Genomic DNA, 11,664 nt, shown 5'->3' on the forward strand with positions numbered 1-11,664 from the left:
TTTCAGTTCCCGTTACAGGTCAGCTCCAGTCGAAGAAGCCCTTGCCGGTCTTGCGACCCAGTTCGCCGCGGGCAACCTTGTCGCGCAGGATCTGCGGCGGGGCGAACCGGTCGCCCAGGGTGGCTTGGAGGTATTCGGCGATGCCCAGGCGCACGTCCAGCCCAACGATGTCCGTGGTCTTCAGGGGACCCGTCGGGTGCTTGTAGCCCAGGACCATGGCGTTATCGATGTCCCCGGCCGACGCCACGCCCTCCTCAACCATCCGCATTGCCTCCAGGGCGATGGCCACGCCCAGCCGGGATGACGCGAAGCCCGGCGCATCATTGACGACGACGGCGGTCTTCCCGAGTGCCTCGACCCACTTTTTGGCGGCGTCGGCGAGTCCGGGTGCGGTTTGGTCGCCGAGCACCACTTCGATGAGCGTGGACGCCGGTACGGGGTTGAAGAAGTGCAGGCCCAGGAAATTCCCTGGCCGCTGCAGTTCCTTGGCCAGCCCGTTTACGGACAATGACGATGTGTTCGAGGCGAGGATCGCCTCGGGTGCAAGGCGTTCCTCGATCCCGCGCAGCGAAGAGACCTTCAGGTCCCAGTCTTCAGGCACGGCCTCGACCACCAGTTGCCGGTCCTTGAAGGCGTCATAATCGACGCCCACGGTCAGCCGCGAAGCCAGCTCATCCAGGTTCGCGTCCACCACGCCACGCTCGATGCTCTTCGCCGCGGCGGACTCCACCCGCTCCCTTGCGGCCCCGGCAGCCTGTTCGTCACGCTCCACCACCAGCACGTCAGCGCCCTTTACCAGGAACGCATGCGCGATGCCGGCCCCCATCCGGCCGCCACCCAGGACGCCAACCCGTCCGGGCAGGCCATCGGCAATTGCGGTGTGGTTCATATTCATTTCTTCTTCCGGTCGAGGAATGCCTGCATGCGGTCGAACTTGGCCTGGGATTCAAAGAGCATTCCCTGGGCAAGGGTGTTGATGACGGGATGGGCTTCCCGGGGAGCATGGAAAACGGATTTGGTGATGCGGACCGCCAGGGGGTCCTGGGCCGCGATGGTGTCCGCCAGCGCGTGGGCGGCGTCCAGCAGCCCGTCCGGGGAGGCAAGTTGGGTGATGAGTCCGGTGGCCAGGCACTCCTGCCCGGTCAGCACCTTGCCGGCAAGGAGGATGTGCTTGGCGAGCGGCTCGCCTACCAGTTCCTTCAAACGCCAGGTGGCGCCGGCTGCGGCGAGGATGCCCAGGTTCGTCTCCGGGTTGCCCATCCGCACGGCATCGGTGCCGATACGGAAATCGGCGGCATACGCCAGCTCCGCTCCGCCGCCGAGGACAAAGCCGTCCAGGGCGGCGATTACGGGCATGGGCAGCTTGGCGATGCGGTCGAAGATGCCTGAGTTGATCCCGGCCAGCGCATCATCACGGCGCCGCTCGCGCAGCTGCGCGATGTCGGCACCCGACGCGAAGACGGCCTTCGCGCCGGTCACAGGATCCGCAAAAGTACCGGACAGGATCAGGATCTTGGGCGTCCGCTCCAGGTAGGCGCACACCTGGTGGAGCTCATCAACCATCTGCTGGTCGATGGCGTTCCGGACCTCCGGGCGGTGCAGCTGGACCCTGAACCGGTCGTCGCGTTCCTCCACCAGGAGCGTGGCGAACGCTGAAGCGTCAAGGTGCGTGCCGGCGTCGTACAACACGTCCGTCACGAGAGCCCCTCCAGCAGCAGCGCCGTACCCTGGCCGACGCCCACGCACATGGTGGCCAGCCCGAGTTTGCGGCCGTCGCCGTCTTCGCGCTCGAGGCGCCCCAGCAGCGTGATGACCAGCCGCGAGCCGGAGGAGCCGAGCGGGTGGCCCAGGGCGATGGCGCCGCCGGAGTTGTTCACAACATCCGGTTCGAGTTTTAGTTCGCGCATGCAGGCCAGGGCCTGGGAGGCGAAGGCTTCATTAAGTTCGACGGCGGTCAGGTCGCCGATGGCGAGGCCGGTCCGGCCGAGGACTTTGCGGGTGGCGGGGACTGGGCCGATGCCCATAATTTCCTGGGCGACGCCGGCGGAGGCGCCGTCGAGGATGCGGGCGCGCGGGGTGAGGCCGTACTTCTTTACCGCTGCCGCGGATGCGACGATGATGGCCGAGGCGCCGTCGTTGAGGCTCGAGGCGTTACCGGCAGTGACCACGCTGCCGCCCTTCACCACGGGCCGCAGCCCGGCGAGGACCTCGGCGGTGGTGCCCTGGCGGGGGCCTTCGTCGGTGTCCATGATGGTTTCGGTTCCTTTGCGGCCCCTGACCGGGACCGGGACGATTTCGTCATCGAAGTGTCCGGCGGCAATCGCGGCGAGGGCGCGTTCGTGCGAGCGGACGGCGAAGTCGTCGCAGTCTTCCCGCGAGATGCCGTACACCCGGGCCACTTCCTCTGCCGTTTCGGGCATCGAGAAGGTGGCCTTGCCGTCGCGGCTTAGCTCCCCGGATTCGAAGGCCGGGTTGGGGAAGCGCCACCCGATGGAGGTGTCCGCCACGGCGCCGGGCTTCGCGAAGGCCTTGTCCGGTTTCTCCATGACCCACGGGGCGCGGGACATGGACTCCACGCCTCCGGCCACCACGATGTCCGCGGCGCCGGCCTTGACCATGTGGCTGGCCATGATGATGGCGCTCAGGCCCGAGGCGCAGAGGCGGTTGACGGTGATGCCCGGGACGGTGTCCGGGAAGCCGGCCAGCAGCCAGGCCATCCGGGCGACGTTGCGGTTTTCTTCGCCGGCTCCGTTGGCGTTGCCCAGGATCACCTCGTCCACGGCGGCAGGGTCAATGCCGGCGCGTTCGACGGCGGCACGCACCGTGAGTGCGGCGAGGTCGTCCGGGCGGACGGAGGACAGGGCGCCGCCGTAGCGGCCGACGGGCGTGCGGGCCCCGCCGATCAGGAAAGCTTCAGTCATGATGTTGGTTCCTTGGTTTTGGTGTCCGTGTTTAGCGGAAGGCCGAGATGCCGGTGATGTCGCGGCCCACCAGCAGGGCCTGGATGGATTCGGTGCCCTCGTAGGTGGACACCACTTCCATGTCGGTCAGGTGGCGCGCGACGTGGTTTTCGAGCAGCAGGCCGTTGCCGGCGAGCATCTCCCGGGCCTCGTTGCAGATCCACTTGCCTTTCTGGGAGGTGGCCATCTTGACCATCGATGCCATGGCGTTGGTGAGCCTGCCCTGGTCGGCGAGTTCGGCCATGCGGTTGCACATCAGCTGCATCGTGGTGAGTTCGCTGAGCATGTTGGCCAGTTTGTGCTGCACCAACTGGTAGCCGGCGATCGGATTGCCGAACTGTTCACGCGTGGCGGCGTAGTCGGCGGCGATCTCGAAGCAGGCCATCGCGTGGCCCACGGCCTCCCAGGCGGCACCGCCGCGGGTTGCCTGCAGCACCCGGGAGACGTCGGCGAAGGAATGGCAGTTCTCCAGCCGGTTGGCCTCCGGGATCCGCATGCCCTGGATGACGATGTCCGCCTGGAGGATGGCGCGCTTGCCGATCTTGCCGGTGATGACGGTGGGGTTGTAGCCGGACGGGTGGTTGCCGTCCGCGTCTTTCTCGACCACGAACGCGTTGACCTTGCCGTCCCCGGTGTTGCGGGCGAACAGCACGATGACGTCCGCGGCGTGGCCGTTACCGATCCAACGCTTGTGTCCGTTGATGACCCAGGTGTCGCCGTCGCGCGTTGCGCTGGTTTCCAGGGCCACGGAGTCTGAGCCGTGATTCGGCTCCGTGAGGGCGAAGGCGCCGGTCTTCTTCAGCTGGGCCATGTCCGGGAGCCAGCGCTGCTTCTGTTCGTCGCTGCCGAGCATGTTCAGGGCGCCCATGCAGAGGTTGGAGTGCACACCCAGGAAGGTGTTGATGCTGCCGTCCGCCCGGGCCATTTCGCGGGCCACCATGCCGGCGGCCTTGCGGCTCATGCCGGGGCAGCCGTAGCCCTGGATGAAGGTGCCGATGATCCCCAGTTCGGCGAGGCCGGGGATCAGTTCCGCCGGGAACTCCGCCCTTTCCCAGTACCCGTTGATGATGGGCAGGACGCGGTTTTCGGCGAAGTCGCGGACCTTGTCCCGAATGGCGATCTCTTCCGCGGTCAGGCCGTCGTCGAGCAGGAAATAGTCGGAGATGGCGGCGGCCCGGGTTTCGGTGGTGGCGGTCATGGCTGGTCCTTTTTGTAGCTGGGGAGGTCAGGAGTGTGGTCCGGTGCAGCGGAGCCACTGGACGATGTCGTCCCGGTCGGCGTCGATGCCCGGGGGCACGAGGTCGTAGCTGGCGGGTGTTGCGGAGAAAGTGATGGGGTTGCGGACTCCTGGTATGGACTCTTCGCCGGCACCCACCTCCACCACGGGTTCCAGGCCCAGGCGCTGGGCGAAGTCGATGCCGCCGCGGACGTCGTTGATCGGCGCGCAGGGGAGCTTGGCTCCTGTGAAGACGTCGAACCATTCTGCGGCGGTTTTGCCGGCCAGCAGGTCCACGAGGATGGGCCGCAGTTCGGCGCGGTTGTGGCTGCGGTCCGGCGGTGTGGCGAAGCGCGGGTCCGTGGCCAGGGCCGGTTGGCCGAGGACGGTGCAGAGGGTGGTGAACTGGCGGTCGTTGCCGATGGCCAGGACGATGTCCCCGTCCGCTGTGGGCAGCGGCTCGTAGGGGTAGATACTGGGGTGTTCGTTGCCCATCCGGGTGGGCACGTTGCCGCTGAGCAGGAAGCCGCCGGTTTGGTTGACCATGCCGGACAGGGCTGAGGACATGAGGTTCACTTCGATGCGCTGCCCCCTGCCGCTTTGGCTGCGTTCGTGCAGAGCCGAGAGAACGCCGACGGCGGCATGCAGCCCGGTGATGACGTCGAAGACTGCCACACCGGACCGGTAGGCCGGGGTCTGCGGGTCACCGGTGAGGCTCATGAGCCCGGACATAGCCTGGACCAGCAGGTCGTAGCCTGGCAGGTTGGCTCCGCCCGCGCTGCCGAAGCCCGTGATGGACGCGTACACCACCGAGGGATTGTCTTCGGCGATGGTGGCGTAGTCCAAGCCGAAGCGGTCCAGGCCGCCGGGCTTGAAATTCTCCAGCACCACGTCGGCGCCTGCAGCAATCCCGCGGGCTGTAGTGACGTCGTCGTGATCTCCGAAATCCAGGGCGATGGAGCGCTTGTTGCGGTTGATGGAGAGGTAGTAGGTGGACTGGCCGTCATAGACCGGGGGCTTCCAGGCGCGGGTTTCGTCGCCGGCCGGGCTCTCCACCTTGATGACGGTGGCGCCCATGTCTGCCAGGAGCATGGTGCAGTAGGGCCCGGCCAGGACGCGGCTGAAGTCCGCCACCACGATGCCGGCCAGGGGTCCGCTGGCTTCGCGGCCGAACGCATCCCGGCGTGCGCCTGCCGGTTCGGCGTCGTGCTCTGGGTGGTGCGGCGCCGCTCCCGGCGGCGGGGGAGCGGCGTTGCTCTGGAGTGTCATGGGTCCTCTTCCAATGGGATTCCTTTGACTATCGCACCGGGCATTACAGCGCGTCCAATACTTATTCCCTCCTCGATTATTGCCCCTTCTGCAATAATCGGGGGATGGAGATTCAACAGCTGAAGGTATTCCTGGCGGTGGCGGAGGAACTGCACTTCGGCCGTGCAGCCCAAAGGCTGCACATGGCCCAGCCGCCGGTCAGCCGAACGGTGCGGCAGCTGGAAAGCGACGTGGGAACGGACCTGTTTGTCCGGAGCACCCGCAGCGTGCAGCTGACTGCGGCAGGGATGGCGCTGGTGGGGTCGGCCCGCGAAATCCTTGCAGCTGCGGAGCGGGCAAAAGCAGCCGCGCTGGCGGCCGGTCGCGGCGAGGTGGGGATTGTGAAACTTGCCTACGCGGGAGCGTCTACTCACGTGCTGGTGGGCGTGCTGGCGCGGGAAGTTCGCAAGGCACATCCGGGCATCGAGATGCGGCTGAACAGCCAGGACTTCGCGTTGCCTGCCCTGGCGCGCGTGCTCCGCGGTGACGTGGATGTCAGCCTGGGCCGCTGGGATTTCGTCCCCGCCGGAGTGGAGTCCCGCATCATCGTGGAGGAACACCTGGTGCTGGCCGTTCCTGCCTCACACCCGCTGGCGGACCATGGCGAGGTCCGGATGGGAGACCTGGCGGGGGAGCCCTTCGTGGCCCTGCCCCCGCACGAGGGGTCCGTGCTCAGTGACAGGCTGCGGCGGCTGAGCCTGGGGGCGGGCTTCGATCCGGACATTGTGCAGCGCGCCCCGGATTCCTGGACCGCCATGGCGCTGGTGGGGGCCGAGGTGGGCTGCTCCCTGACGGTGTCCTCGGTAGCTGAAAACGTGACCGACCCGCATGTCCGCTTCCTGAAGGTGCTGGACGAAACCCTGCCCATCTACCTCCGGATGGCATGGCGCGGCGACTCGGACAACCCGGCGCTCCCGCCGGTCCTCACGCTTGCCGAAGAGGTCTGGCCCGGCTGCGATTAGCAACGCCGGCGGGTAGCGATAGCCGAGACTCGAGGCAGCTGGTCCTTGCGGAACTTGTTCCACGACATGAACACGTAACTGTGGTTACGGCCAAGTAAGGTCGCACCATGGAATCCTCAGATATAACTTTCCGCACTCGTAAGTGGGTGCGGCCTGAAGACCTCAACGCCAACGGCACCCTCTTTGGCGGAAGCCTTCTCAAATGGATCGATGAGGAGGCAACCATATATGCCATCATCCAGCTGGGCAACGGCAGGGCGGTGACAAAGTATATTTCCGAAATCAACTTCGTCAGCTCCGCCGTACAGGGGGACCTGATCGAAATGGGCCTTACAGCTACTAAGTTTGGCCGTACTTCGTTGACCATGCGTGCGGAAGTCAGGAACATGATCACCCGGCGCAGTATCCTCACCATTGAAGAAATCGTGTTCGTGAACCTGAACATCGAGGGAAAGCCAGAGCCGCACGGCTACACGGAGATCACCTACGACAGGGACAGGATCCCCAGACATCACTTCATGGAAAGTCCACCCGCCTGACATACAGCGGTCGTTCGCCAAAGACACCCGCACTGCCGCGAGGTAAGAGAATGCCATCCACTGATGTCCGGGCAAAATCCGACAACGGTGATTCCGTAAAAGCGCCTAGCGCCTCGACGGTCCTGCCTGTACTCGACTGCGGGGACTCAGTCCGCGGGGGCGACCCCGAGGTCCGTGGCGTGGCGGCTGATGGTGCGGGCCAAGTCTATGTCGCGGCTGGTGATGCCGCCGACATCCTCTGGCTGATTCAAAACGATGGCCGAGGCAGGACGCTGTTCCTGCACCGCGACGGCGCCCAGATATTCAGGCTCCCCGGGAGCAAGTCCCGGGCTTGATCATATTCTCCCGGCTTCACATGTCCGCGACGGCGGGGGCGTTACGGAAGTGGCCGAAAACGATGAGAATTGCGCCGGCTACAGCCCAGCCCGCAAGCACAAGCCAGGCGAAGATTGTGGATGTGTCGGGGAAGTAGGAGAGGTCGCGCAGAAGTGTCCCGGAGGCGCCCGGGACCAGCCATTGGCCCACATCGCCCCAGGGTGCCGGGAGGAATTCCTTAGGTTGGGTCAGTGACGAGAGCGGGTTGCCAATGAAGAGGGTGATGACGGCGCCCACTGCAATGCCTGCTTTTCCAATGAGCGCGTTCAGGCCGATAATGATGGCTGCGGTTGCAACAATGCCAAGCCCGATCGCACCGGCGTTGGCCCAGAAGCTGCCTTGGAGCGTGTGAAACCAGCCCTGCAGGATGCCGGCGAGTGCGAGCCCTGCGATGGCGCCGTAGGTGAGGATCGCTCCGAGCCGGCGCCATGTGCCTGAGACGAGCAGTGAGATAAGTACGCCGCCGATCATGCCGCCCATTGCGAGCGGCAGGCCGGCGACGGCAAGACCAGTGCCACGTGCGTCGTCAGGGGAGAGAGGTACGACGTCGGTCAATGCCACTTGGGGGACCGCGGCGGGTTGGGTGCCTTGCTGGGACGGCACCACTGGACGGTTCTGCAGTGCTTGCCCATTCGTGGCCGCCTGCACGGCCTGCACCGCTTGGGAGAGCGCAGCCTGGAGCTTGGTGATGGCTTGGGCCTGGATTTGTGATTGCATCGTGGCGCCCATTTGGGTCAGGGCCTGCGATGCGACAGGACTTCCGGCGCTGGCGACGAGGATTTCCGGCGAGGCGCCAAGAACGATCGCGCCGTATACATGGCGCTGCTTGATCAGGTCAACTGCCTCCTCGCGGCTCGACGCGATGAGCACGTCCAGTGCGCCCGCCGGAGCGTTGGAGGTGACCTGGGAAATTTGTTCCGGGCTGCCCACCGCGGCAATGGGAAGGTTCTGGACCTTGGCCGTGACGCTTGGCCATGCGAAAGCCAGCAGGACCGTGCAGACGGCGATGGCTGCGAGCAGGGCGGTGCGCAGTGCGTGGGGCCAGGGGGTGTGCGGTCCGGTTGCCGGCCCGGCTGTACGTGCTGGGGCTTCCGCGCGTTCGGTGGTGCTGGACATGGGCGTCCTCCCGGAAGGCTAGAAAAAGAATGTTCGTTCTTTATTATTATTATTCCCTGACAAGGCGCAGTCAAGAATGATCATTCGTTTTCTTTCGCGTACGGTGGACCCATGCCGAAAGTGAGCGAGGAACACAGGGCCGCCATGCGTGGGCGCATCCAGCAGGCCGCTTTGGCGTGCGTGGCGGAAAAGGGCCTCTCAAATGTTTCGATGGGGGACATCATCGCGGAAGCCGGCCTCTCGGCCGGTGCTGTCTATGTCTATTACCGCAGCAAGGAGGAACTGATTGTCGACGCGGGCCGGCGTGTGTTCGAAGAGCGCATGGAGGCGCTCGAAGGACTGAGCGGCCATGATTCGGTTCCGCCGCCGGCCGAGGCGGTCGTGTCCCTCATGTCCGGCTTGATGCAGATGGACTTCTTCCCGGGTGTCGCGGTGCAGGTGTGGGGCGAGGCCGTCCGGAACGACAAGTTGGGGGCGGTTGCGAGGGACATCCTCACCCAGATCCGCGGCAACATCGAAAGCTACTTGGAAGCGTGGCTGCGCGCATCCCGCCCCGCCGACGATGCCGCCCCGCAGGCCCGCCGCCTCGCTCCCGCCGTTATGGGCCTCATTCAGGGCTACGCCGTCCAGACCGCACTCGGGGAAGAAGGATCGGGGCCGGCTTATCTTGAATCAGCCCGAGCCCTCCTCGCGGGCCTGTGATCGAGAGGGGGAGGACGCCCCTGCCGGCATCACCCTCCCGCAAGGCCGACAACGGTTATTGTTTTGTAGCTGCGTCTGCGCGTGCCGGAAGAGGGCCGAACCACGCCAACAGTCCTATCCTGCTGATGAATCCCCGCGCGTACCGGTTCCAGAGGCCCGAGAAGTAAAGGATTGCTGAGGTGGTCGTGGCGATGGACGCCAGGACATCGGTCGGGTAGTGGACGCCAAGGTAGAGCCGCGACCAGGCCACCATGAGGACGAACAAGATTCCGAGTCCCAGAGCCCGTCTTTGCCACCGTGTCCCTCGTGCGAGGTAGCAGAGGGCGAAGGCCACAGCGGTTGCCAGACAGACCTGGCCGCTGGGAAAGCTGTGGGTGTCCGGTGCGGGAATGAGCGGATGAGTTAGAAGGCTTTGGTCGGGCCGGGGACGGGCCACAGCAGCTTTGACCAGGTGGCAGGAGAGCCAACCGACTGCGGTAACGGCACCGAAGGCGATGGCGTTTACGGGAGCGCGGCGGACGAGCAGCAAGTACAGGCTTGCCACGGCGAGCAGTATCGCGCCGCTGAGATCCCCCAAGCCCATGTCCAAGGCCAGGGCCACGGCGTTGAGCGGGGGTGTGTGGTGGGCGCTGAAGAACTGGTCGACGGCGGCCTCCACGGATGTTGGTCCGCGAAGGTTCTTCATGGTGAAGCCGAGTGCGAGGACAGCAGTGCCAATTACGACAGGCCAGAACACCCAGTGCCGTACCTGCGGCAGGACGGCCAGGCGCATACGGGCACTCTCAGCTTTGCTGCGGGCTGCTTCCTCAGACATGGAAACTGAGGCTACCTATGGCATGGGACCGGTGGCACGAGTACGGTGTACTCGAATTTGAGGCCGACCGCTTACGGTAGTACTCCTTCGGACCATATGAGTCTCCCGGGCGGCGTTGGTAGGGGAGCGGCAGGTCATTTCGCCGCATGGTAGCCGCAGCCGCGGAAGGACCTGCCGGAACGCTGCGCTAAATCGCTGCACTGATTTCGTTGATGGTGAGGTTGCCGAAAATGGCCGTTCCTTCGTTGGCGTAAAGCCGGATGTTGTTGTCACCATCCAGGGGGAACACGCGGTGTGAGTGCACCACCCGTCCGTCGCCTACGAACATTTCGACGCTGGTCCGGTCCACCAGGAGGCGCAGTGCGAGGCGCCCTGTCGAGGGATCGATGGGCGTCTGGCTTTCCCCGCCGGTCGGGTTGATGGTGGGCCGCCGGTTGACGTAGGCGAAGGGGCCGCGGAGGAACGCACCGGCGGCGACGTGGCGGCCCCCACCGGCTGCACGGCAGATCTCAAGGCCGATGTTGGACGGAGGGGCCGCCGGGTCCCACACGAGCTCACAGGTCAGGTCATAGGCCAGTGACCTGACCTCAAGGTCGCGGGTTCCCGTGACCGTAACGTCACCCAGGTGGTGGCTGCGCTGGATGTAGTTGGCCAGGCCGGCGGTGGGGGTGGAGACGAGGTGGTAGCCCCCGTTTCCCTTCTTCAGGCGGATGTCCCGCACGATCATGTCATCGCCGTTGTAGGTGTCGGTCGCCAGGGTCGGAGTGTTGTGGGGGTAGTCCCAGAAGTTCGCCCATCCAAGCGCCCTGCGCAGGGTGGCATCCTCGGCGCCGGACGGGTCGTGATGGGGGTAGGTCACTGCGCCGTAGAAGTCATAACCGTAGTCCAGCCATTCCGGCTCGGCATGGTCGGGAGCAAACGCGGTGCCGTTGAAGGCTCCGGTCCAGTACGCGTATGTTGCCGGAAGGCCGCGGCCTTTGCCGTTGGCACTGGTACCCAGGATCCAGTGCGAAGTGCCGTCGTCGGCGGTCATGCGGAAAAGATCCGGGCACTCCAGCAGGCCCAGGTCAGTGCGGACGAATTCACCGACCCGCTGCCAGGAACGCAGGTTGGGCGAGGTGTAGAAGCCGAGCTTTGTCCCTTCGGCGTTGACCATGAACCATTGGCTCCGGTCGGTATCCCAGATGACCTTCGGGTCGCGGAAGTCCTGCACGCCGGGGTTTGGCAGGACTGGGGCAGTGCCACCTGGTTGGAACGAACCCCCGCGGTCTGTCGAGTACCAAAGGTACTGGGCCTGGCGGCCCTGGGGTGCCTGCGTCACGAGGGCTATGACCGCCCCCTCTCCGTAGCCGGCGGTGTTCCGATCGTCGACAACCAGGCAGCCCGACCAGCAGTCGCCGTTGTCGTTGCTGAATTTCGGGATGGCCACGCCGCGGTCGCGGAAGGAGACGTGGTCGGTGGTGGTGGCACGGCGCCAGGATGTGCCTCCACCGCCCTGCAGGTAATCAGCGTTGTAGAGGTAGTAGTAGTGGTATTCGCCGTCGATGTAGATGGGCCGCTGGGGGTCGTTCTTCCAGTTGTCGGGGACGCTGAAGTGATAGGTCGGGCGCATGCGGGTTGTTCCTTTGTAGGGCGGCTTGGCCGGTGCGGTGGCGGGGGCGTTTGGGGGTGC

The 11,664-nt window shown here is 65.4% G+C and carries 11 protein-coding genes; 3 read left to right on the top strand and 8 right to left on the bottom strand.

What is annotated here, in order from left to right; all coding sequences use genetic code 11:
• Window positions 1–19 precede the first annotated feature (19 nt).
• Genes ACFVTD_RS15320 through ACFVTD_RS15340 form a run of 5 tightly spaced genes read right to left on the bottom strand, consistent with a single transcriptional unit; the run spans window position 20 to window position 5,445 of the window.
• On the bottom strand, window positions 20–889 hold the full coding sequence (locus ACFVTD_RS15320) for a 3-hydroxyacyl-CoA dehydrogenase family protein (protein WP_387564526.1): 870 nt from the start codon (window positions 887–889) through the stop codon (window positions 20–22).
• A 2-nt stretch (window positions 890–891) separates the two neighbouring features.
• Entirely contained in the window at window positions 892–1,698 is an 807-nt protein-coding gene (locus tag ACFVTD_RS15325; RefSeq protein ID WP_387564528.1) for an enoyl-CoA hydratase/isomerase family protein, read from the bottom strand.
• A complete protein-coding gene (locus ACFVTD_RS15330) occupies window positions 1,695–2,921 on the bottom strand; it encodes an acetyl-CoA C-acyltransferase (protein ID WP_387564530.1) in 1,227 nt (408 codons plus the stop codon). The genes ACFVTD_RS15325 and ACFVTD_RS15330 overlap by 4 nt, the downstream gene beginning before the upstream one ends.
• Before the next feature lie 31 nt (window positions 2,922–2,952).
• On the bottom strand, window positions 2,953–4,158 hold the full coding sequence (locus tag ACFVTD_RS15335; RefSeq protein WP_387564532.1) for an acyl-CoA dehydrogenase family protein: 1,206 nt from the start codon (window positions 4,156–4,158) through the stop codon (window positions 2,953–2,955).
• A 27-nt stretch (window positions 4,159–4,185) separates the two neighbouring features.
• The gene (locus tag ACFVTD_RS15340) at window positions 4,186–5,445 is read right to left on the bottom strand and encodes a CaiB/BaiF CoA transferase family protein (protein ID WP_387564534.1); all 1,260 of its coding nucleotides are present in this window, start codon (window positions 5,443–5,445) and stop codon (window positions 4,186–4,188) included.
• A gap of 104 nt (window positions 5,446–5,549) precedes the next feature.
• Between ACFVTD_RS15340 and ACFVTD_RS15345 the strand changes: the two genes are divergently transcribed.
• The gene (locus ACFVTD_RS15345) at window positions 5,550–6,446 is read left to right on the top strand and encodes a LysR substrate-binding domain-containing protein (protein ID WP_387564536.1); all 897 of its coding nucleotides are present in this window, start codon (window positions 5,550–5,552) and stop codon (window positions 6,444–6,446) included.
• A 107-nt stretch (window positions 6,447–6,553) separates the two neighbouring features.
• Window positions 6,554–6,985, top strand: coding sequence for an acyl-CoA thioesterase (locus ACFVTD_RS15350; protein ID WP_387564538.1), 432 nt, complete (start codon window positions 6,554–6,556; stop codon window positions 6,983–6,985).
• 351 nt (window positions 6,986–7,336) lie between these two features.
• Here the strand turns inward: ACFVTD_RS15350 and ACFVTD_RS15355 are convergent, their stop codons facing one another.
• Entirely contained in the window at window positions 7,337–8,476 is a 1,140-nt protein-coding gene (locus ACFVTD_RS15355; RefSeq protein ID WP_387564540.1) for an ABC transporter permease, read from the bottom strand.
• 111 nt (window positions 8,477–8,587) lie between these two features.
• On the opposite strand from ACFVTD_RS15355, the gene ACFVTD_RS15360 reads away from it, so the two are divergent.
• Window positions 8,588–9,178, top strand: a complete 591-nt coding sequence (locus ACFVTD_RS15360; protein WP_387564542.1) for a TetR/AcrR family transcriptional regulator — start codon at window positions 8,588–8,590, stop codon at window positions 9,176–9,178.
• Window positions 9,179–9,233: 55 nt separating this feature from the next.
• Here ACFVTD_RS15360 and ACFVTD_RS15365 read toward each other — a convergent pair whose 3' ends face one another.
• The gene (locus tag ACFVTD_RS15365; protein WP_387564544.1) at window positions 9,234–9,992 is read right to left on the bottom strand and encodes a phosphatase PAP2 family protein; all 759 of its coding nucleotides are present in this window, start codon (window positions 9,990–9,992) and stop codon (window positions 9,234–9,236) included.
• 187 nt (window positions 9,993–10,179) lie between these two features.
• A complete protein-coding gene (locus ACFVTD_RS15370) occupies window positions 10,180–11,604 on the bottom strand; it encodes a glycoside hydrolase family 32 protein (protein WP_387564904.1) in 1,425 nt (474 codons plus the stop codon).
• Window positions 11,605–11,664 lie beyond the last annotated feature (60 nt).

Source organism: Pseudarthrobacter sp. NPDC058119 (assembly GCF_042884655.1).
Classification (GTDB): Bacteria; Actinomycetota; Actinomycetes; order Actinomycetales; family Micrococcaceae; genus Arthrobacter.